General features: G+C 71.4%; 20 protein-coding genes. 15 read left to right on the forward strand and 5 right to left on the reverse strand.

Translation table 11 applies throughout. The features are described from left to right. The first annotated feature begins 1 nt into the window (after window position 1). The 13 genes from KAH28_RS16445 (at window position 2) to KAH28_RS16505 (ending at window position 10,643) form a co-directional block, all read left to right on the forward strand. Window positions 2–271: a DUF4404 family protein gene (locus KAH28_RS16445; RefSeq protein WP_290578502.1), complete on the forward strand. Its 270-nt coding sequence runs from the start codon at window positions 2–4 to the stop codon at window positions 269–271. Window positions 272–325: 54 nt separating this feature from the next. Further along, on the forward strand, window positions 326–649 hold the full coding sequence (locus tag KAH28_RS16450; RefSeq protein WP_290578504.1) for an antibiotic biosynthesis monooxygenase family protein: 324 nt from the start codon (window positions 326–328) through the stop codon (window positions 647–649). A 105-nt stretch (window positions 650–754) separates the two neighbouring features. Beyond that, window positions 755–1,690, forward strand: coding sequence for a glycosyltransferase family 2 protein (locus KAH28_RS16455; RefSeq protein WP_290578506.1), 936 nt, complete (start codon window positions 755–757; stop codon window positions 1,688–1,690). 74 nt (window positions 1,691–1,764) lie between these two features. Further along, window positions 1,765–2,904, forward strand: a complete 1,140-nt coding sequence (locus tag KAH28_RS16460; protein ID WP_290578508.1) for a hypothetical protein — start codon at window positions 1,765–1,767, stop codon at window positions 2,902–2,904. Between the two features lie 109 nt (window positions 2,905–3,013). Continuing rightward, window positions 3,014–3,715 carry an ion transporter gene (locus KAH28_RS16465; RefSeq protein WP_290578510.1) on the forward strand — a complete coding sequence of 234 codons (702 nt, stop codon included), beginning with the start codon at window positions 3,014–3,016 and terminating at the stop codon, window positions 3,713–3,715. Window positions 3,716–3,784: 69 nt separating this feature from the next. Beyond that, window positions 3,785–3,991 carry a DUF1289 domain-containing protein gene (locus tag KAH28_RS16470; protein ID WP_290578512.1) on the forward strand — a complete coding sequence of 69 codons (207 nt, stop codon included), beginning with the start codon at window positions 3,785–3,787 and terminating at the stop codon, window positions 3,989–3,991. 81 nt (window positions 3,992–4,072) lie between these two features. Then, window positions 4,073–5,059 carry a DUF6492 family protein gene (locus tag KAH28_RS16475; protein ID WP_290578514.1) on the forward strand — a complete coding sequence of 329 codons (987 nt, stop codon included), beginning with the start codon at window positions 4,073–4,075 and terminating at the stop codon, window positions 5,057–5,059. A 109-nt stretch (window positions 5,060–5,168) separates the two neighbouring features. Continuing rightward, window positions 5,169–6,047, forward strand: coding sequence for a dienelactone hydrolase family protein (locus KAH28_RS16480; protein ID WP_366918221.1), 879 nt, complete (start codon window positions 5,169–5,171; stop codon window positions 6,045–6,047). 85 nt (window positions 6,048–6,132) lie between these two features. After that, window positions 6,133–6,684: a macro domain-containing protein gene (locus KAH28_RS16485; protein WP_290578518.1), complete on the forward strand. Its 552-nt coding sequence runs from the start codon at window positions 6,133–6,135 to the stop codon at window positions 6,682–6,684. A 13-nt stretch (window positions 6,685–6,697) separates the two neighbouring features. Next, on the forward strand, window positions 6,698–8,128 hold the full coding sequence (locus KAH28_RS16490) for a nicotinate phosphoribosyltransferase (RefSeq protein ID WP_290578520.1): 1,431 nt from the start codon (window positions 6,698–6,700) through the stop codon (window positions 8,126–8,128). Next, window positions 8,125–8,694, forward strand: a complete 570-nt coding sequence (locus KAH28_RS16495) for an isochorismatase family protein (RefSeq protein ID WP_290578522.1) — start codon at window positions 8,125–8,127, stop codon at window positions 8,692–8,694. The genes KAH28_RS16490 and KAH28_RS16495 overlap by 4 nt, the downstream gene beginning before the upstream one ends. Window positions 8,695–8,728: 34 nt before the next feature. After that, a complete protein-coding gene (locus tag KAH28_RS16500; protein WP_290578524.1) occupies window positions 8,729–9,655 on the forward strand; it encodes a glycerophosphodiester phosphodiesterase family protein in 927 nt (308 codons plus the stop codon). A 109-nt stretch (window positions 9,656–9,764) separates the two neighbouring features. Next, window positions 9,765–10,643, forward strand: a complete 879-nt coding sequence (locus KAH28_RS16505) for a lysophospholipid acyltransferase family protein (RefSeq protein WP_290578526.1) — start codon at window positions 9,765–9,767, stop codon at window positions 10,641–10,643. Here KAH28_RS16505 and KAH28_RS16510 read toward each other — a convergent pair. From KAH28_RS16510 to KAH28_RS16530, 5 genes are all read right to left on the reverse strand, one after another. Further along, entirely contained in the window at window positions 10,640–12,238 is a 1,599-nt protein-coding gene (locus tag KAH28_RS16510) for a PepSY-associated TM helix domain-containing protein (protein ID WP_290578528.1), read from the reverse strand. The genes KAH28_RS16505 and KAH28_RS16510 overlap by 4 nt on opposite strands. Next, complete coding sequence (locus KAH28_RS16515; RefSeq protein WP_290578530.1) at window positions 12,235–12,519, reverse strand: hypothetical protein; 285 nt, start codon at window positions 12,517–12,519, stop codon at window positions 12,235–12,237. Before KAH28_RS16515 ends, KAH28_RS16510 begins: the two co-directional genes overlap by 4 nt. Then, the gene (locus tag KAH28_RS16520) at window positions 12,516–12,797 is read right to left on the reverse strand and encodes a hypothetical protein (RefSeq protein WP_290578532.1); all 282 of its coding nucleotides are present in this window, start codon (window positions 12,795–12,797) and stop codon (window positions 12,516–12,518) included. Before KAH28_RS16520 ends, KAH28_RS16515 begins: the two co-directional genes overlap by 4 nt. A gap of 71 nt (window positions 12,798–12,868) precedes the next feature. Further along, window positions 12,869–15,199 (reverse strand): TonB-dependent receptor, encoded by a 2,331-nt coding sequence (locus tag KAH28_RS16525; RefSeq protein WP_290578533.1) that lies wholly within the window; start codon window positions 15,197–15,199, stop codon window positions 12,869–12,871. Window positions 15,200–15,345: 146 nt separating this feature from the next. Beyond that, window positions 15,346–17,784, reverse strand: coding sequence for a penicillin acylase family protein (locus tag KAH28_RS16530; RefSeq protein ID WP_290578535.1), 2,439 nt, complete (start codon window positions 17,782–17,784; stop codon window positions 15,346–15,348). Between the two features lie 115 nt (window positions 17,785–17,899). On the opposite strand from KAH28_RS16530, the gene tal reads away from it, so the two are divergent. Both tal and KAH28_RS16540 read left to right on the forward strand, forming a co-directional pair. Then, on the forward strand, window positions 17,900–19,033 hold the full coding sequence (gene tal, locus KAH28_RS16535) for a transaldolase (protein WP_290578537.1): 1,134 nt from the start codon (window positions 17,900–17,902) through the stop codon (window positions 19,031–19,033). 30 nt (window positions 19,034–19,063) lie between these two features. Next, window positions 19,064–19,873 (forward strand): undecaprenyl-diphosphate phosphatase, encoded by an 810-nt coding sequence (locus KAH28_RS16540; protein WP_290578539.1) that lies wholly within the window; start codon window positions 19,064–19,066, stop codon window positions 19,871–19,873. Window positions 19,874–19,887 lie beyond the last annotated feature (14 nt).

A 19,887-nucleotide genomic window follows, 5' to 3' on the forward strand; every position in this document is an offset into this window, starting at 1 on the left:
CATGAGTCTAGAAAACGCCGAGGCCCTGCTTCGCGAGCTGCGCGCCGAGCTCGAGCGCGAGGGCGATGCCATGGACGATGCGACGCGCGAACGCCTGCGCGCGCTCGATGCCGACATCCAGGCGCTCCTCGCCCAGCAGGAGGACGCGCCCGACAGCGACTCCATCATCTCGCGCGCGACCGAGGCCGAGGCCGAGTTCGCGGCACGGCATCCGGTGGCGGGCGGTTTCCTGCGTCAGCTCGTCGACACGCTGTCCCGGATGGGCATCTGACGCGACGCTCGGGCACGGCATTCATCGACGCCGCGGGGCGCCCGAGGAGGCCACGTGAAGTTCATCTTCGAAGTCCGGGTCAAGCCCGGCACCACCGTCGAGGAATACGCCGACGCCTGGGTCGAGGCAAGCCGCATCATCCAGCGGACGCCCGGCGCGCGCGGTACCTATCTGCACCGCAAGATCGGGGAGCCCGATACCGTGCTCGCCATCGCGCACTGGGACTCGAAGGCGGCGCGCGACGCCAAGGACGACCGCCGCGACGCCACCGTGCGCGAGATCCTCGACCGGCATGCGCGCACCTGCGAGATCACCGTCATCGGCGAGTTCGAGGAACCCGAGTGGCAGGTCGAGCCGGAAGCAGCGCGCTCGTCATGAAACGGTAAGCCCGGACCGGTACAACGCGCCCGGGCGAGCACCGAACCCGGCATCGATCGGGCGGTCGCCGCCCGCAATGCCTTCCTCCGCTGCCCGCGTCGACCCATGACTTCTCTGCCCGCGGCCCTGCCGGCCGCCGCCGCCCGCGCATACCGGCGCAGCCGCGACCGGCTGCAGGGCAGCTTCTTCCGGCTGGCGGCAGGCGGTGCGATGCCGGCGCGCTGGTTCTCGCCCCCGCCGCCCGCGGCACGCGCCGCGCGCAGCGGCGTGCTGCACGTGGAGATCGTCAGTCACTGCTGGCGCTACAGCCGCCTGCTGGCGTGCCAGCTGCGCTCGCTGCAGCAGCATCCGCCGCGCGACGTGCGGGTGACCATGACGGTGGTCCACGCGCGGGAGGACGCGGAAACGGTGGCGCTGCTGGAAGCCACCCGGGCAATCGCCGTGCCCAACGTCCGCTGGCGCTGGATGGCGCTGCCGCCCGCGGAGCTGTTCCGGCGCGCCATCGGGCGCAACCGTGCCGGCCGCGCCACCGCGGCCGACTGGGTGTGGTTCACCGACTGCGACGTGGTCTTCGGACCCGGGTGTCTCGACGGCCTCGCCCGCGCGCTGCAGGGATGCGATGCCGTGCTGGTGCACCCGCGCGAGGAACTGGGCACGCCGGTCCTGGACGCCGATGATCTGGGCGGTGTCCACGACGGCCGGGCGCTGGTCGATCCGGTCGCCATGGATTGCACGCCGCGGCGCCTGACCCGTGCCACCGGCCCCATGCAGATCGTGCACGGCGACGTGGCGCGCGCCCGCGGCTACTGCGCCGATATCGCGCTCTACCAGCGACCGGCGGCGCAGTGGTGCAAGGCGCACGAGGATCGCGCCTTCCGCTGGCTGCTGGGCACGCCGGGGCTGGGGGTCGCGGTGCCCGCGGTCTATCGCGTGCGGCATGCGCACAAGGGACGCGATGCCGGGCGCCGCTCGCCGCTGCGGGCGATGCTGCGCCGCTGGCGGACCCGCCGCCAGGATCGGCCGGGCACGGCGCGCGCCTGAGCCCGGGGCGTCGCGTCACCGGCGCGTAACGGGCGCGTTGCCGCGATGTCATGGCCGGCCGCCATCATCGGGCCATGCGCGTTCAACTCTTCTACAACAGCCCCAAGGCGCGGCGCTACTTCCGCACGCTGCGCGAGGGGCTCGCCGATGCCGACGTGGCGCTGGCGCCGGTCGGCCTGGCGCAGGGGGCCGGCATCGGCGCATCCGAGGCGGCGTGGATCGCCGCCTACAGCATCGCCCGCAAGCGAGCCCGCCCGCACCTCCGCGCCGAGCAGGTGGCGATGCACGAGCGCATCCTGCTGCGCTTCGCGCGCTGGCACTACGCGGCCGTGTCGCAGCGCATGCGGGATCATCGCCCGGACGTGGTCGGTGTCTGGGGCGGACAGAGCGTGGATGCGCGCGCCGTGCGCGCTGCAGCGGCACGGCAGGGGATTCCCTGCGTCCTGTTCGAGACCGGCCTGCTGCCCGATACCACCACCGCGGACGCCGCCGGGGTCAATGCCGAGAACGCGGTGCCCCGCGACCCGGCCTTCTACGCGCGCTATCGGAACCCGGCCGATCTGCCCACCACCTGCGTGCCGCGCAGGCAGCCCACCGGCTCGCCCGAGCCGCTGCCCGAGCGCTATGTGTTCGTGCCCTTCCAGGTGGCCCTGGACAGCCAGGTGCTGCTGTACTCGCCGTGGATCCGCGACATGCGCCAGCTCTACTGGCTCCTGGATGGTGCGCTGCGCGAGGTGCCCGAGCCGCTGCACCTGGTCATCAAGCCGCATCCGAGCTGCGACCGGCCCTACGCCGATCTGCGCCGTCACGCCGCCGCGCATCCGCGTCTGCACATCGTCGAGCATCACACCAGCGAGGCGCTCATCCGCGGCGCCGAGGGTGTCGTGACGCTCAACAGCAGCGTCGGCATCGAGGGGCTGCTGCTCGATAGGCCGGTGCTCTGTCTGGGCGATGCCTGCTACGCGGTTCGCGGGGTCGCCGCGCACGCCCGGCGCCCGGGCGAGCTGCAGGCATGGCTGCGCGACCGCGCCGCGGGCACGCCCGATGCCGCGCCACTGCGTCGCCCCTTCCTCGACTGGCTGGCCAACGAGTACGTGCTGCCGGGCAGCCATCGCGCGCCCGCTCCCGGGCACATGTCGCGCTTGCGCGCGAAGCTGGAAGCGGCGGTGGCGTCCGCGCAACGCATGCCTGGCGACGCGCGCATAGCCGCCTAGCAGCGATCCGGGCCCGTGCGGCGCGTGCGGCGGCGGCCGTCGTCCTCGCATGTGCCGCGCGCGTCTTCGCAGTAGAGTGACCGGCGGAACCAAACGGCCGGGTCCGGAAATGGAGACGCGAGGGGTCGCAGCATGGCTGCGGCGGGCACTGCACGAACACGATACGCCGCTGGGTCGCCGGTTCGACTCGGTGCTGCAGGTGGTCATCCTGATCTCCCTGGCGGGCGTGACGCTGGCATCGCTGCGCGGCATGCCGCCGCTGGCCTACACCGCGCTCGCAGCGGTCGAGGTCGTCACCATGGCGCTGTTCACGATCGAATACGTGCTCCGGGTCGCGACCGCCGGGAACCGGCGTGCCTACATCTTCAGCTTCTGGGGCATCGTCGATTTCCTCGCCATCTTTCCCTACTACTTCCTCAACGATTCGCAGTGGGTGCGCGCGCTGCGCTTCCTGCGCATCTTCCGGCTGCTGCGGCACAACCGTGCGGTGGCGCGCTTCGCGCAGGCATTCCGGGAATCGAAGAGCGAGCTGGTGGTGTTCGGCACCACCGCGCTCATCATGCTGTTCGTGGCCGCGGCGGGCATCTACCAGTTCGAGCACGAGGCGCAGCCCGAGGCCTTCGGTTCCATCCCCGAGAGCCTGTGGTGGGCGATCGTCACGCTGACCACGGTGGGCTACGGCGATGTCTACCCGGTCACCCCGATGGGGCGCGTCTTCACCGGGTTCGTGATGATCGTCGGCCTGGGCGTGGTGGCCGGTTTCACGGGGGTCATCGCCAGCGCCCTGACACGGGCGCGGGACAAGTCGTGAGGGTGCAGCCGAAGCGGAACCATCCGCGCGGTGCGTTGCCTCATGCGGAAACGAACAGGAATCATTCGCATGACAACGCTGCTCGACCGCAGCCCCTGCGTGGGGGTGTGCGACTACAACAAGCGCGCCGTCTGCAAGGCGTGCCGGCGGACCCGCGACGAGGTCAGGCAATGGAAGCGTCTGGCGCCGGAGGCGCGCCACGACATCAATCTGCGCGCGCTGGCCAACGGCGGCAAGAAGGTGCGGCGGAAGCTGCTCAAGCCGTTCCGCGAATGAGACCGTCGGCGACGGCCGGTTGCGCGCCACGGCGCGATGATGCCGCGGCGCGCGCCGGGCACGGAACGGGCTGCTAGGCGGATGCCCGCCGCCGTGCCGCCGCTGCGCCTGCTGACCGTCACCTGGTCGGGCGATCTCCCGCATTTCCGATTGCAGCAGGCGTCCCTGCGGCACAGCGCGCTTGCCGATTGCCCGCATCAGGTGGTGGTGCAGACCGAGGATGCCGCGCTGTTCGCCGACGCCGGTCGCCGGGCGGTGCAGTGGCACACCACCGCGGATGTGCTGCCCGGGGACGTCGACCGGCGCCGCCGGCACGCGCGTGCGGTCGGCGAGCGCGCCGGCCGCGCGCGCACGCGCATGCTGGGCAGCCTGGCCGCGCGCACCGGCAGCTGGCCGCGCTGGGTGCGCTACACCGGCTGGCATACCCAGCAGCTCGCCAAGCTGGCGGCGGCGGCGGCGAGCGAGATCGACACCGTGGTGGTGCTCGACTCCGATCTGCTCGCCCTGCCGGGCGCGGGTATCGCGGATTTCATCGACCCGGACGGTCGCATCGTGTGCTTCGAGCGCTGGGCGCCGGCCGAGGGCGTGCGCGGCAAGCAGGCGAACTGGAACACACAGGCGCGCGCGCTGTTCGGCGATGCGCCCGCCGGCCGTCGGGACGTCAGCTTCGATACGCCCTTCGTGCTGCACGCGCCCACCGTGCGCGCCATGCTCGCGGCGCTGGAACGGCAGTCGGGGCGGTCGTGGTGGGACACCCTCCTGTCGCTGCCGCCGCGCCGCTGGTCCGAGTTCGCGATCTATCGGCGCTATCTGCGCAACGCGGTCGACCCGGCGGGCGTGGCATGGCGTCCGGACGGCTTGCTGCGCCACATCGCCGATGCATCGGACACCGACCGTCTGTGCGACCGGGTGCGCGGCCTGATGCAGGATCCGGAGGTGCACTACGTCACCATCCACTCGCAGAGTTCGGGGCGCGGTCGCTGGGGAACCGAGCACTACGCGTCACCGATTGCGTCGCTGCTGCGCGAGGGCGCGACGGCCGCGCCTTCGACGCCGGACGGCGGTTGACGCAGCGCCCACCGGCAGCCGGCATGATGATGGTCGCGCCCGCGTCCTTCACGCGCGGAACCCTCGGCGCCGGGGTCCGGTGCCCGCAACGGAGTCCATCATGGATGCAATGCAGTACGGGCTGCGCCCGCTCGATTTCGGCAATCCCCGGCCGCGGCAGGATGGTCTCTCGCGGCGCGGATTCCTGACCTCCTCGGTCGCCGGCGGGTTCGCGCTGGCCGCCGGCCCGGCGGCCGCCACCACCATCACCACCGACACCGAGGGGCTGGTGGCGGGCGAGGTGATGATTCCGGTCGACGACGGCGAGATTCCGGCTTATCGGGCCATGCCGGCGGAAGGCGAGGGCTTCCCGCTGCTGCTCGTGGTCCAGGAGATCTTCGGCGTGCACGAGCACATCCGCGACGTCTGCCGCCGCTACGCCAAGCGCGGCTACTGCGCCATCGCGCCGGCGATGTTCGTGCGCCAGGGCGACGTCTCGAAGATGGCGGACATCGACACCATCCTCTCCGAGGTGGTCGCCAGGGTGCCGGACGCCCAGGTCATGCGCGATCTCGACGCCACCGTGGCCCATGCCGGCGGACTCGCGTCGGTCGACGCCACCCGCCTGGGCATCATCGGATTCTGCTGGGGCGGCCGCACGGTCTGGCTCTACGCGCATCACAACCCGTCGGTGAAGGCGGGCGTGGCGTACTACGGGCTGGTCGACGGCATGCAGAGCGCCATCAAGCCACGCGACCCGGTCGACATTGCCGCCGCGCTGAGCGTACCGGTGCTCGGCCTCTATGCCGGCGCCGATGCCTACATCCAGCGCGACGCCCTCCGCGCCATGCGGACCGAGCTGCTGAAGTCGGATTCGGGCTCGCACATCGTCGTGTTCCCCGGCGTCGACCACGGCTTCAACGCCGACTACCGGCCGACCTACGACGAGGCTGCGGCCGACTACGCGCGCAAGCTGGCCGGCGACTGGCTGCGCGAGCGCGGTGTCTGAGTGCATGCCCCGCAGCGGTTTGCGTGCACGCCGGTGCGTCCTCAAGATTGCGGACGGGTCCCGATGACCGCAGGAGGGTAGCGTCATGGTGTCCGCCGTCACGAGCGCCGACATCGAATGCCGGCGCGGCGATATCACGCGTCAGTCCGACATCGATGCCGTCGTCAACGCGGCCAACGCCGAGCTGCATCCGGGCGGTGGCGTTGCCGGTGCCATTCACCGGGCCGCCGGTCCCGAGCTGGATGCGGCCTGCCGACCCTACGCGCCGATCCGACCGGGCGAGGCGGTGATGACCGGTGCCTTCGCCCTGCCCAATCGTCATGTCATCCACTGTCTGGGCCCGGTGTACGGCCGCGACGAGCCCGCCGACCAGCTGCTGGCGGCCTGCTATCGCAATGCCATCGGGCTGGCGCAGCACGCGGAGCTGGCATCCATCGCCTTCCCGGCGATCTCGGCGGGGGCCTTCGGATACCCGCTGGACGAGGCGGCGACGGTGGCCGTGCGCAGCGTCCATCAGGTGCTGGCGGCGGCGCCCGGCTCGCTCCGGCGGGTGCGCTTCGTGCTCTTCGGCGCGGACGATCTCGCGGCGTTCGAGCAGGCGCTCGGCCGACTCGCGGACCGCACTGCGCGGCCCTGACGTCGTCGTCATCATGACCGACACCCCGACCGCCGACGAGCGGATCACCGATCCGCGCCCGACCGCTGCGGCCGGTGGTGACGCGCTGTTCACGGATCTGTACGAACTCAGCATGCTGCAGGCGTACTTCGCCGAAGGCATGGACCGGGAGGCGGTATTCAGCCTCTACGTGCGGACGCTGCCGGCGCGGCGCAACTACCTGATCGCCTGCGGGCTGGAGAGCGTGCTCGAGCAGCTCGAGAACCTGCGCTTCAGCGCTGCCGACATCGCGTATCTCGAAGGCCTGGACATCTTCACGGCCGATTTCCTGGACTGGCTGCGCGATTTCCGGTTCACCGGATCGGTGCGCGCGGTGGCCGAGGGCACCCCGATGTTCGGCGAGGAGCCCATCCTGGAGGTCACCGCGCCGCTGCCCGAGGCCCAGCTGGTGGAGACGCTGGTCATGAACCAGATCCATCTGCAGACCGTGCTGGCGAGCAAGGCGCGCCGCGTGGTCGACGCGGCCGACGGGCGCAGCGTGCTCGACTTCGGCGCCCGGCGCATGCACGGGCTCGACGCCGCGGTGCAGGGCGCGCGGGCCTTCCACATCGCCGGCGTGGCCGGTACCTCCAATGTGCGCGCCGGCGCGCGCTACGGGATTCCGGTGGCCGGCACCATGGCGCACAGCTACGTGCAGGCGCATGCGGACGAGACCGAGGCCTTCGCCGCCTTCCTGCGCGTCTTCCCGGATACCGTGCTGCTGGTCGACACCTACGACACCCTCGCCGCGGTCGACCGGATCATTGCGCTCGCCCGCGAGCGGGACGGGGACATCGGACTGCGCGCGGTGCGTCTCGACTCGGGCGATCTGGTGGCGCTGTCGCGGGCGGTGCGGCGCAGGCTGGACGACGCCGGGCTGCAGCGGGTGCAGATCCTCGCCAGCGGCGGTCTGGAGGAGGATGGCATCGCGCAGCTGATCGCCGACGGTGCCGCCCTCGACGGCTTCGGCGTCGGCACCGCGATGGCGGTCTCCGAGGACGCCCCCAGTCTCGATCTGGTCTACAAGCTCTGCGCCTACGGTGGCGAGGGCCGCATGAAGCTGTCCACCGGCAAGGCGGTGCTGCCGGGCCCGAAGCAGGTCTTCCGCAGCGGCGACGCCGACGGCGATCACCGCGACGTCATCGCGCGCGCCGACGAGACGCTTCCCGGGCGGCCGCTGCTGGAGACGGTCATGCGCGACGGTCATCGCGTCCGCCCGGCGCCCGCGCTCGCCGACATCCGCTCGCACGTCGCCACCCAGCTCGCGCGCCTGCCGGCCACGCTGCGTGCCCCGCAGCCCGCGGAGACGCCCTATCCAGTGGCGGTCAGCGAAGCGCTTGACGCTTACCGGGCGGCGGTGTCGGGAACGATCACCGGCGCCGCGGGGGTCGAAGGACGGACGCTGCCGCAAGGAGGGCCGTCATGAAGGACATCGCCGATCATCTGCAGCCGCGCGACGCGCTCATCGTCGTCGACGTGCAGAACGACTTCTGCCCGGGCGGCGCGCTGCCCATCACCGGTGGCGACGCCGTGGTGCCGGTGCTGAACGCGTGGATGGCGGCCGCCGCGGCGCGCGGCGTGCCGGTGTTCGCGTCGCGCGACTGGCACCCGGCCGGGCACATCAGCTTCGCGGAGCGGGGCGGCCCGTGGCCGGCGCACTGCCTGCAGGACAGTGCGGGTGCGGCCTTTCATCCCGATCTGGCGCTGCCGCCGGACACGGTCATCGTCACCAAGGGCACCCGCTTCGATCAGGACCAGAATTCGGCTTTCGAGGCCACCGGCCTGGCCATCGAGCTGCGCGCGCGCGACCTGCGCCGCCTCTGGGTGGGCGGGCTGGCCGAGGACGTCTGCGTGTGCGCCACCGTGCTCGACGCGCGCAGGGCCGGCTTCGAGGTCCGGCTGATCGAAGCGGCGACGCGACCGGTGACCGCCGAGGGCGGCATCGCCGCGCGCGCCGAGATGGCAGCCGCGGGCGCGGCGATGGCGGCGTGAGCGCGGCCGCGCCGTCTGCCGGCGGCATGCCGCGATGAGCCCCGACCGCCGCCGGTTCCTGCGCGCGGCCGCCGCGCTGCCGCTGGCCGCGCTCGCCGGCACCGCTGCCGCCGGCGCCGCGCCGCCCGCCCACCGCAAGCACTTCGATTCGCCCGCCGCGCTGGCCGCCTATACCCGCCGTTCGCGCCTGAGTCAGCCGCTGCTGATGGCGCATCGCGCCGGCTACAAGCCGCATGTGCCGGGCTATCCGGAATGCCACTTGGTATCGGCGCGGAAGGTGATGGCGACCGGGCCGGCGATGATCGAGGTCGACATCCGGCGCACCCGCGACGGCGTCATGGTGCCGCTGCACGACGTCACCCTCGACCGCGAGACTACCGGTTCCGGTCCGGTGCGCGACATTGCGTTCGCCGACTTTCGCCGGCTGCGCATGCGCGACGGCACCGGCGCAGCCACCGATCTCGCTCCCGACAGCCTGGAGGCCTTTCTCGACTGGTCGGCGGAAGGCGCGCTGCTGTGGCTGGACACCAAGGATGTCGATCCCGCCGAGCTGGTGGCCCTGATCCGGGACCGCGACGCTGCATCGCGGGTGATCGTCTCGGCGTACGGCCGCGCGACGCTGGAGGCCTATCAGGCCGAAACCCGGGAACTGGTGCATTTCGTCCCGCTGATCCCCGAGCAGGGGCTGGCCACGCTGGCCGACGTCAATGCGGCCGGCCTGGACGACGAGCGCATGATCGGCTTTGCGGGCTACTACCTGCCCGACATCGCGGCCTCCGAAGCCATGCGCGAGCGCGACATCCCGGCCTTGCTCGACCTCGGTCGCGGCGACGGCCGCCTGCGACCCGACCAGCTCGATCCCTTCCTCTATCGACGCGCGGTCGCGGCCGGCTTCCCGATGCTCAATACCGACCACTATGCATCGGTGCTCGGCTTTCTCGACATACGCGAGTGGGCGTGACCGCCGTGCGGCGCCGCCGGGAGCGCTTGCCGCCTTCGCCGGGGTGGTTCAGGATGCGCCCCTTCGCCGGATGGCGCGCCACGCGCCGCGCGGCCACGGGAGTTGCCGCATGCGTGTGCTGATGTTCGTGCTGGCCTGGTTGCCGCTGCCGTTGCTGCAGGGGTTGGGCGCAATGGCGGCATGGCTGGTCCGGGTGACCAACGGCAATCGCTGGCGCGTGGCGCTCCACAATCTCGAACGCTGCATGCCCGAGCTGGGCGACGACGAGCGCCGCCGCATCGCCCGTGCGTCGCTGCGTACCGAGCTGACGACCTATCTCGAGACCGCCCGCTACTGGCTGGGACCGGGACGGGCGGTCCGGCGCTCGGTCCGCGAGTGGCGCAACATCGGCGTGCTGGAGGACGCCTTCGCGCAGGGGCGCGGTGTCATTCTGCTGACGCTGCACATGGGTGCCTTCGAGGCGGTGGCGATCCCGATGTCCGCGCGCTACCCGTTCTACGGGCTCTACAAGCCGCAGAAGGGCGCGATCAACGCGCTCTCGCTGAAGGGGCGCTGCCGCTTCGGCGGCCGCATGAAGAAGGCCGAGGCCGGCGTGCGCCGCGCGGCGGTGCCGCTCCTGGCCGACGGCTTCGGCGTCTACTACATGCCCGACCACGATCCGCCCGAGGGGCGCGGCATCTTCGAGCCCTTCATGGGGATCCCGGCGCACACGCCGACCCTGATCGCCCGCATGGTGGCGGAGAGCGGGGCGCCGGTGGTGTTCATGTGGGGCGAGCGCCTGCCCCGGGCGCGCGGCTACATAGCGCACTATCTCGCCGCGCCGGAAGGCATCGACAGTCCCGACATCGCGACCGCGACCCGCGCGATGAACGCGGGTCTCGAAGCCTGCGTGCGCCAGTGCCCGGAGCAGTACTGGTGGAGCTACAAGCGCTTCCGCCGGCAGCCCGAGGGCAGTCCGCGCTTCTACGCCGCCGTGCGCCGCCGCTAGGCGCTCTCCGCGCCGGCCGTCGACGCATCCGCGGATGCCGGCGGGCGCCCGGCGGTCCCGTGCCACACGCTGTTCGGGTTGCCGTCGCGCGCCCGGCGATGCGTCGCGCGCGCCAGCAGCGCGAAGGCTGCGGCACCGGCCAGCGCCACCAGGTCGATGCCGGCCACCGCCCACTGACCATCGTGGATCGCGGACCAGGGGTGGTCCCCGGTCACGCCCCAGTTGACGATCGGAATGGCGGCGGTCAGGGCGCTGGTGGCGAGCAGCAGCTCGACGGCGCCGCGTGCGGGTGGGCGCAGCAGCGCCCACGCCACGCTGCCCAGGAAGAGCAGGTAGTACACGCGCATCTCCCAGGCGGCGCGGTCGGCAAGTGCTTCCGGCAGCAGCTTGTTGGCCAGGAACAGTCCCGATACGCCCAGGCAGCAGCCGACGCAGACCCCGACCGTGACGCCGGCCATGACGCGATGCAGGCGCGGCTGCTCGCGCTGCCGTCGCCGCCGGCGCGACTCGATCCACAGCAGGTTGCCGGAGTAGAACAGGAAGGCGCCGCCGAGGCCGAGGAGGAAATAGAGCCACTGCACCACCGGCCCGCCGAAGTTGCCGAAATGCAGCGAGGTGATGACGCTGGAGGCGATCGGCGTCGCCGGCCGGCTGCCCGGCGCCCAGGTCTCGGCGATGCCGAGATCGTCGTGGCGGATGGCCACCGCCACCCGGTTGGCGAGGCGCCCGTCGATCACGCCGTGGACCACGGTCAGGCCGCGGGCGTCGCGCGACCGGTGGTGCTGGAAGAGGAAGGGCGTCATGCCCGGTATCGCCTCGCGGGCCCGCGCCATGAGGGTGGCGCTGTCGGGTGCGGTCAGCGGCTCGCCGGCGGGGGGCGGTGCCTCGACGATCTCGAAGGCGGACTGGAAGCGCTCGGCCACGCGCTCGTCGAGGGCGATGTAGGCGAGCCCCGCCACGAAGACCGTCAGCACGCACAGCAGGGCACCGGTGAACGCGAAGATGACGTGGAACGGCAGCGAGAGGACCCCGATGACGTTGTGCGCGTCCTGCCAGTAGCGCTTGATGTTGCGCCCGGGCCGCAGCGCGAACAGGTTCTCCACCAGCGTCGGCAGGTGGATGACGATCCCCGAGACCAGTGCGAGCGCATAGATCGCCGACACCAGCCCCATCAGCCACATGCCGATGCCCTGCGGCAGGCCCAGCGTGAAATGGATGTGGTTGATGTGCTCGGCCAGCTCCGACGCCAGCGGAGCACCTTCGGTCAGCGCGCCGTCCGGTCCCAGGCTGGCGTGATGGCGCCCTTCCTCCGCGCGCCAGAACGCGGCCGCCCGCGGGCCGTCGAATCCGGGCAGCACGACGGTGAGCTCTTCGGCGGCGCCCGGATGGGCGTCGACCACCGCGCGTCGCAGCGCGTCGACCCGATCGGGCCCCTGCACGGCCTCGGCACGCGTGGCCGGCTGCTCCCAGCTGTGCAGCGCGCCGTGGAATACCGTCAGGGCGCCGGCGTAGAACGCGATGAACAGCGCCAGACCGGTGACCAGGCCGGTCCAGGTGTGCAGCGTGGTGAATGCGCGCAGGGTGTCGGCCTTCATGCGGCCACCTCCAGCACGGCCGCGAAGCCGGTCAGCTTCAGCGTCCACAGCACGCCGTAGCCGATCAGGTTCGCACCGCCCAGCCACAGCCAGGCCCGCAGGGCGCCGGAGCAGGCCACCGCGCCGGCGGTCGCGGCCACCCACACCGGCAGCATGGCGAGCACCGCCCAGGTGGCGTTGGTGTCGGGCGTCCAGGGCCCCAGCAGCGTGATCAGGCCGCCGACCGCGCAGGCCAGCAGGAAGCCGAGCACGACGCCGGCGGTCAGTCGTCCCGCGATCATTGCGACCTCCTTGTCCAGAGCGCGAGATAGGGAAGCGCCGCGGCGGCGAGCATGGCGGCCGTCAGCCAGGCGGTGAGCCCGGCGGCCGGACCCAGGGCGCCGGTCCACATCACCGCGCCCAGCAGCAGCAGCGCGCCGCCGGCAACGGCCAGTGCGCGGGTCGGCAGGGCGCGCTCGCGCCACCACCAGCGATGGGGCGACGCCAGGTAGCACGCTGTCATGCCGAGCAGCGTCGGGATCGCCGCGAACACCTGCGCGAAGGTCGGGAAGGTGATCATCGCGTGCTCCCTGGAAGCGGTGTCGATGGGGCGATAGTGGTGACGCGGCGCGGATGGGCGGTCATGGCGTTTCAGTAGCGGAGTTCGAGCGCGATGCCGAGAATGCGCGGCGGGCCGTGGGCGATCAGCGTGCCGGGTATCTCGACGCCCGGCCCCGGCTCGAGCCGGAAGCGATAGGTTGCGTGGTCGTCGTCGAGCGCATTGCGCACGAAGACCGCCACCGAACCGAAGCGGAAAGCGTAGCCGGCGCGCGCGTCGATGAGGGTATAGGCATCCGAAGTCTCGCGCGGATCGTTCTCGGGCGTGACGAAGTAGTCGCCGGTGTAGGCCACGCTTCCCGACGCGAACCAGCCGGCGGCGCCGCGCCAGGCGGTACCGAGACCGGCGGTGAATTCCGGCGCGCGCACGAAGCGGTTGCCGGCGTAGTCGCCGTTGATCGTTTCGTAGTGGTCGAAGCGGGTGTGCGCATAGCCTAGGCTGGCGTCGATGTGCCAGCCGCGCGCGAGGCGTGCGGTGAGCGACAGCTCGCCGCCCCAGAGCGTCGAGGTGGCCGCGTTCTCGGTATAGCTGACGGCGCCGTCCGCGGTCAGGATCTCGACCTGCTGGTCGCGCCAGTCGACGTAGTAGACATTGAGCGCGTAGCGCAGGCGCTCGTCCCAGGCGCGGCCGCGGAGGCCGACCTCGTAGTTGCGCGTGAACTCGGGCTCGAAGGGCACCAGCTCGCCGGTGGTGAACAGGATGTCGACGCCGCCGGCGCGGTAGGCCTCGGTGTAGGTGGCGAAGGCGGTGAGCCGGTCGGTGAGCGCGTAGCGCAGCCCCAGCTTCGGCAGCCAGGCGTCGTAGTCGCTCGCTGCATGCTGACGACCGCTCGTTCCCGGCACGATCGGCGTGAGCGACAGCAGCGGGCCGACGTCGAGCGGGGGCAGGGTATCGAGCAGCGCATCCAGCGCCGGCCCCAGCACCGGAAGGCCCGCGACCTGCCCGGGCAGCGAGAGGCTGGCGTCGACGCGATCGGTGCTGTACTCGGACGTGGTCTCGCGTCGCTCGGTGTCGTAGCGCAGGCCGAAGGTGGCGGTCAGGCGCTCGCTGATCGCCCAGTCGACTTCGCCGAAGACGGCAAGATTCTCGGCGCGGTCGGCGACGAAGCTGGTCGAGTCGTAGTGCAGTCGCAGGATGCTGTCGGCCAGCGGCAGCGGGGCAAAGTCGGAGAGCCGGATGCGGCCCTCGCGCACAGCGATGTCGCGGTCGTCGTCGAAGCGTCCGGCGTACACGCCGACGATGCCGCGGAGTGCGCCGAGCGCCTCGAAGTTGACGCGCAGCTCCTGCGACACGGTGCGGCCGCGGAAGTCCGTGTCGGTGACGCTCTCGCCCGCGGCGCTGCGATCGAAATCGCGGCGGCTCACATCCCGGGTATCGAGATAGGCGGTGGTGCTGTGCACCGTCACGTCCGGCGCGATGTCGTAGCGCGCGCGCAGCGAGTAGAGCCGCGCAATGCGGTCCGAAGCGCCCGGCGTGTTGTCCTGGGCGGTGCGCGGCGCGGCATCGGTGGTCTCGTACTCGACGCTGCTGCCGTCGTTCCCGTTATCGGCCTCGCCGATCATCGCCGTCGCCACCACCTCGAGCGCGGGCAGCGCGCGCGGGCGGTAGGCCAGCTTGGCACGGCCGAGACGGCTGCCGGTGGCGCCCCATTCCGGATCGTCGAGCGTGGTGTTGGTGACGAATCCGTCCGACTGCCGGTGGTCGCCGGCCACGCGGAACGAGAGGCCGCCACCGAGGGGGCCGCCGCCGGCGATCGCGAGCTGGCGCGTACCCAGTTCCGCGAACCGCGCGCGGGCGCGCGCCTCCCAGAACTCGGTGGGATCGCGCGTGGTGGTGATGACCGCGCCGGCCAGCGCGTTGCGTCCCTGCGCGGTGGACTGCGGGCCGCGCAGCACCTCCACGCGCTCGATGTCCCAGGCCTGGTTGAGCGCGGTGAACTGGCCGATGCGGTCGACGGCGACACCGTCGATGAACTGGGTGATCACCGGCTGGCCGTAGGTGAAGCCCTCCGGCCCGGTGTTGCCGACGCCCCGGATGCTGAAGGTGCCATCCTGGCTGGCCGTGACGTTGCCCAGCCGGCGGAAGAGGTCGCTCACCGAAGCGTCGTTGTAGGCCTCCAGTGATGCGCCGTCGATCACCGCTGCCGAAGCGGTGGTCTGCTCGAGGCTGCGCGCAATCTTCTCGCCGGTGACCACGATCTCGTCCAGCGCGAGCGTCTCGGGCGCGCGTTCGAGCGGTGGCGCGGGCTCGTCGTCCAGCCGGATGACGGCGATGTCTGCGGCGTCACGCGGTTCGGCGCGAGCCGACAGTGTCGCGATGAGCGCGAGCGCGGCGCAGGCACCGTGGATGCATCGTCGGTACACCAACTCCCCCCGGAGATGGCGGTACGACCCACGGCGTGGGGTCGCCCGGCCAATAGAACAAGAATGATTCGTATTCTATTGCCCAGGCGTCGAATGTGCACGGGCGGCGATGCCGCCCGTGCCGTCGCGGTGTGCCGGGAAGGGTGCTATTGGCTGATGCGGTAGTCGCGGATGGCGCGTGCGTCGATCTCCTCGCGGGTGAACGCGAAGGCGTGCCAGTCCTTGTCGGAGTAGGCCTGCGTGAAGTCGCTGTAGTGCGGGCTCGCCGGATCGGTGGACTGCGAGTAGGTCACGAAGCCCTCCGCGCGCACGGCGCCGTCCTCCCAGGTCACCGCCTGGATGTAGCTGTTGCCGTAGTCGACCGCGTAGCCGGATTCGGTGAGCCCGGCGTCGTCGGTGTTGGCGATGGTGAAGGCGCCCACGAACTGCTCGCCGCCCGGAATCGGGATGGGCGCGCCGTCGGCGCTGTTGACGCCCGAGGCCTGCAGCGACCCCAGCGGCGCGTCGAGCGCGATGCCGAGGTCGGTGATGCGCTGCTGCGCGGTGGACAGGGCGTTGGCGACCGCGCGGCTGCCGGTATTGAGATCACGCGGGGTGTTCACCGGATCGGCCGGGTTGAACGGGGTCTCCCAGAGATTGCTGGCACTGCCGGCCTCGCGCCAGAACTCGCGCCAGATGTGGGCGCCGCGCGCATCACGGTTGGCGGTGCCGTCCCAGGCCTCCAGCACGGTGCAGGCGGCGTCGGTGCCGTCGTCGCAGAGGTCGCTCAGCACGGCCTCGCGCGCCAGGCGCTCGCTCATCAGCTGGCTGGACAGCACGACCTCCTTGAGCGTTTCGAAGTCGTAGCGGTTGCCGGGCCGGCCGTCGCTGCCGTCGAGGCGGTCCTGGATCTGCCGGATGCAGAGGCGCGTGCGCAGGCTGCGTTCGGTGTCCTCGGCGCCGATCACTCGGGCGAAGCCGGTCAGCGGTTCGGCCGGATTGGTCAGCCAGTAGCTGTCGTTGCAGTTGTGCACCCAGTCGCTGCGCTCGAGGCTGGGCAGGTTGGATGCGCCGAAGATGCCGGCGGCCGGTGCGTCGTCGTCGGTGCGCCAGTTGCAGTCCTCGCCGTTGCCGCGCAGGAAGGGCAGGCCGGGCACCAGCGAGTCGACCACCGGGCCGAGCAGCGTGGGCCGGCATTCGGCTACCAGCTCGTCGGGGACGTTCGGTACCACGGTGATGTCGCTGTAGTAGACGTTCTGGCCCGGGCCGGTGGCGACGGTATTGACCCAGGGCACGCCCACGATCTCGCGCTGCAGGCGCTTGAAGTCGTCGAGCGACTCGGCCTGGTTCCAGGCGAAGAACTGCTCCAGCAGGCGATCGTTCTCGCCGTTGGCGTCGCGGATGGTGTAGGCGCGGGTGTTGTCCCAGCCCAGCACCGGCAGGCCGCCGACCTCAAGCTCCATGATGGGGCCGAAGTGCGACCGGTACAGCGTGCGCGATTCGGTGGTGATGCTGCCATCGCTCTCCCGGACTTCGATCTCCAGCGGCACCGGCTCGATGTCGCGCTGCTCGCCGTCGTAGAAGTAGCGCATCGGGTTCAGCGGGTTCACCGCCAGCTGGAAGATGCCGAAGCGATAGGCGGTCGAGACGGTGTGGCTCCAGGCGAAGCGATCGTTGAACCCGATGAGGATCGCCGGCACGCCGTAGAGCGAGGCCCCCATGATGTCCATCTCGCCGGGGATGGTGAGGTGCGCAATGTACAGCCGCTCCGGTCCGGTCCACGGGAAGTGCGGGTTGCCGAACAGCATCGAGCTGCCGTCGCTGGTGGCGTCGGCGCCGAGTCCGTACATGTTGCTGCCGATGGGCAGCTCGCGACCGAAGGGCAGGTCCTCGGCGGTGATGTCGCTGCGCCGGAGCGCATCGGCGGCCTCTGCCTCGGTCATGCCACTGCCGGGGGACAGCAGCGGCGGGTCGGCGTTGGCGATCTCGTTGCCCAGCTGGGTCGCGCTGGCGATGATGGCGAGCCGGTAGTAGCGCCGGTACATGTCGGCCTCGGTCACCGGCTGCAGCCATTCGGCGTCGCGGCACGCGGCGTGCCGGCCGGGGTGCTCGCCGGCCTCGAGCTCGGCGATGTAGCGGTTGAGACCGGTGCGATAGCCGGTGGTGGCCTGGGCGACGTCGTCGTTGGCGCTGGCCTGCAGGTCGGCGATGGTGTCGTCGTCGGCCACCAGCTTCCAGAAGAAGTCGCTGTTGACGTTACCCATCGTGACGCCGGCGGCGCCGATGGTGTAGCTGCCGTCGCGGCCGAAGTGGCGTGCCCGCTCGCCGCGGATGGTGAGCAGATCCTCGAGCAGCACGCAGATGTTGTCCTCGGCAAAGGCGTAGCCGTAGCCGTAGCCAAGGCTGCCGAGGTCATCGGCGACGATGTGCGGGATGCCGAGCTCGGTGCGGGTGATGCGCGCGTCGAAGCTGGCGCCGGGGTCACCCGGGTCGCCGGGATCGCCGGGATCGGTCGGGGGTTCGGGTGCACCGGACGGGTCGGAGCCGCCGCATGCTGCCAGTGTCAGCCCCATCAGCAGGGCCGCGATCCATGCCGTCTTCGGCATTGCTCTCCTCCACGCTCCGGATTCGGGAATAGGTATGTGCGGTGCTGGACCGCGCCGGAGTCGTCGCTTGAGTGTGCCATCATTGCCGCCGGAAGAGCGATACCGTTAAGCCCCCATGACCGCCCAGACGTCCCCCGAAAGCGCGCCCCGCAATCCGCTTGCAGGCCTGTCCGCGCTCGGCCAGAGCTTCTGGCTCGACTACATCCGTCGCGGCATGCTGCACGATGGCGAGCTGGTGCGATTGATCGCCGATGACAACCTGCGGGGCATGACCTCGAATCCGGCGATCTTCGAGAAGGCCATTGCCGGTTCCCACGACTACGACGCCGAGCTGCGCGAGCTGGCGGCGCGGGGTGCCGATCGCGACCGCGCCTACGAGACGCTGGTGCTGCGCGATATCGGCGACGCCGCGGACATGCTGCGGCCGGTGTTCGATGCCAGCGGCGGCGTGGACGGTCGCGTCAGCATCGAGGTGTCCCCGCATCTGGCGCGCGACACGGCCGGCACGCTGGCCGAGGCGCGCAGCCTGTGGGAGCGGCTGGCCCGTCCCAACATCATGATCAAGGTGCCCGGCACGACCGAAGGGCTGCCCGCGATAGCGGCGCTCGTCCGCGAGGGCATCAGCGTCAATGTCACGCTGCTGTTCTCGGTGGCGCGCTACGAGCAGGTGCTGGAGGCATTCATCACCGGGCTCGAACAGCGGCGCGCCGACGGCGCCGAGATCGGGTCGGTGCACTCGGTGGCGAGCTTCTTCCTCTCGCGCATCGATGCGCTGGTGGATCCGCGGCTCGACCGCTACGGCACCGAACCGGCGCGCGCGCTGCGCGGCGAAGCCGCCATCGCCTGCGCGCGGCTGGCCTATGCCCACTACTGCCGTCAGACGCGCGGGGCGCGCTGGCAGGCGCTGGCGGCCGCGGGTGCGCATCCGCAGCGCCTGCTCTGGGCGTCGACCAGCGCCAAGGATCCGAGCTATTCGGACGTCAAGTACGTGGAGCCGCTGATCGGCCCCGACACGGTCACCACGCTGCCGCCGGAGACCGTCACCGCATTCCGCGATCACGGCCGGGCCACCCGCACGCTGACCGACGACCCCAGCAGCGCGCACGCCGTCATCGCCGAGCTCGCCGAGCTGGACATCGATCTCGACGCCGTCGCGGATCAGCTCGAGGCCGAGGGCATCAACAAGTTCGTGCAGCCCTTCGATGCGCTGCTCGCGGCCATCGACGAGCGCCTGGCCGCCGCGCGCTGACGCGCACGCCCGCTTTCACTGCCGGACAACATGGACTGGATCGCGCTCATCCTGCTGGCGCTCGTGCAGGGCATCACCGAGTTCCTGCCGATCAGCTCCTCGGCGCATCTCATCCTGTTCCCGATGCTCTTCGGCGCCGACGACCAGGGGCTGGGTATCGACGTCGCGCTGCACGCGGGCACGCTGATCGCGGTGATGGCCTACTTCCGCACCGAGACCGCGCAGCTGTTCCGCGGCGGTGTGCAGCTGGTGCAGCCGGGGGCGCGCGGCGCCGATCGCGACCTCGCCCTGCAGGTCGCCGTCGCCACCGTGCCGGTGGTGATCGCCGGTCTGCTGCTGCGCGATCTGGTGGCCAACGAGCTGCGCTCGGTGACGGTCATCGCCACCACCACCATCGTCTTCGGCCTGCTGCTGGGCGTGGCGGATCGGCGCGGCCGCGACGAGCGCAGCACGCCGGTGGATCTGCGCATCGCACTGCTGATCGGGCTCGCGCAGACGCTGGCATTGGTACCCGGCACGTCGCGCTCCGGCATCACCATCACCGCCGCCCTGCTGCTCGGTCTGGCGCGTCCGGAAGCGGCGCGCTTCGCGCTGCTGCTCGCCATTCCCACCACCGCGGCCGCGACCCTGCTGGGCGGCTACGAGATCGCCCGCGGCAGTGCCGGCTTCGCGGCCGATCCACTGGAAGCGCTGGTGGCGGCGGGGCTGGCCATGGTCTCGGCCTACATCGCCATCGCCTGGCTGATGCGCTTCGTCCGCCGCGCCAGCTTCATGCCCTTCGTCTGGTACCGGCTGGCCCTGGGCGCGGTGCTGTTCGGGTGGCTGTGGACGGGCGTCTGAGGCTTCGACGCGGC

Origin of the sequence: Algiphilus sp. (assembly GCF_023145115.1) — a bacterium.
GTDB lineage: Bacteria > Pseudomonadota > Gammaproteobacteria > Nevskiales > Nevskiaceae > Algiphilus.

What these genes read in the sequence shown, in the direction of transcription:
- KAH28_RS16445 (WP_290578502.1), top strand. Translation starts at nt 2, where the DNA reads ATGAGTCTAGAAAACGCCGAGGCCCTGCTTCGCGAGCTGCGCGCCGAG.
- KAH28_RS16455 (WP_290578506.1), top strand. Translation starts at nt 755, where the DNA reads ATGACTTCTCTGCCCGCGGCCCTGCCGGCCGCCGCCGCCCGCGCATAC.
- KAH28_RS16460 (WP_290578508.1), top strand. Translation starts at nt 1,765, where the DNA reads ATGCGCGTTCAACTCTTCTACAACAGCCCCAAGGCGCGGCGCTACTTC.
- KAH28_RS16465 (WP_290578510.1), top strand. Translation starts at nt 3,014, where the DNA reads ATGGAGACGCGAGGGGTCGCAGCATGGCTGCGGCGGGCACTGCACGAA.
- KAH28_RS16470 (WP_290578512.1), top strand. Translation starts at nt 3,785, where the DNA reads ATGACAACGCTGCTCGACCGCAGCCCCTGCGTGGGGGTGTGCGACTAC.
- KAH28_RS16475 (WP_290578514.1), top strand. Translation starts at nt 4,073, where the DNA reads ATGCCCGCCGCCGTGCCGCCGCTGCGCCTGCTGACCGTCACCTGGTCG.
- KAH28_RS16480 (WP_366918221.1), top strand. Translation starts at nt 5,169, where the DNA reads ATGCAGTACGGGCTGCGCCCGCTCGATTTCGGCAATCCCCGGCCGCGG.
- KAH28_RS16485 (WP_290578518.1), top strand. Translation starts at nt 6,133, where the DNA reads ATGGTGTCCGCCGTCACGAGCGCCGACATCGAATGCCGGCGCGGCGAT.
- KAH28_RS16490 (WP_290578520.1), top strand. Translation starts at nt 6,698, where the DNA reads ATGACCGACACCCCGACCGCCGACGAGCGGATCACCGATCCGCGCCCG.
- KAH28_RS16495 (WP_290578522.1), top strand. Translation starts at nt 8,125, where the DNA reads ATGAAGGACATCGCCGATCATCTGCAGCCGCGCGACGCGCTCATCGTC.
- KAH28_RS16500 (WP_290578524.1), top strand. Translation starts at nt 8,729, where the DNA reads ATGAGCCCCGACCGCCGCCGGTTCCTGCGCGCGGCCGCCGCGCTGCCG.
- KAH28_RS16505 (WP_290578526.1), top strand. Translation starts at nt 9,765, where the DNA reads ATGCGTGTGCTGATGTTCGTGCTGGCCTGGTTGCCGCTGCCGTTGCTG.
- KAH28_RS16510 (WP_290578528.1), bottom strand. Translation starts at nt 12,238, where the DNA reads ATGAAGGCCGACACCCTGCGCGCATTCACCACGCTGCACACCTGGACC.
- KAH28_RS16515 (WP_290578530.1), bottom strand. Translation starts at nt 12,519, where the DNA reads ATGATCGCGGGACGACTGACCGCCGGCGTCGTGCTCGGCTTCCTGCTG.
- KAH28_RS16520 (WP_290578532.1), bottom strand. Translation starts at nt 12,797, where the DNA reads ATGATCACCTTCCCGACCTTCGCGCAGGTGTTCGCGGCGATCCCGACG.
- KAH28_RS16530 (WP_290578535.1), bottom strand. Translation starts at nt 17,784, where the DNA reads ATGCCGAAGACGGCATGGATCGCGGCCCTGCTGATGGGGCTGACACTG.
- tal (WP_290578537.1), top strand. Translation starts at nt 17,900, where the DNA reads ATGACCGCCCAGACGTCCCCCGAAAGCGCGCCCCGCAATCCGCTTGCA.
- KAH28_RS16540 (WP_290578539.1), top strand. Translation starts at nt 19,064, where the DNA reads ATGGACTGGATCGCGCTCATCCTGCTGGCGCTCGTGCAGGGCATCACC.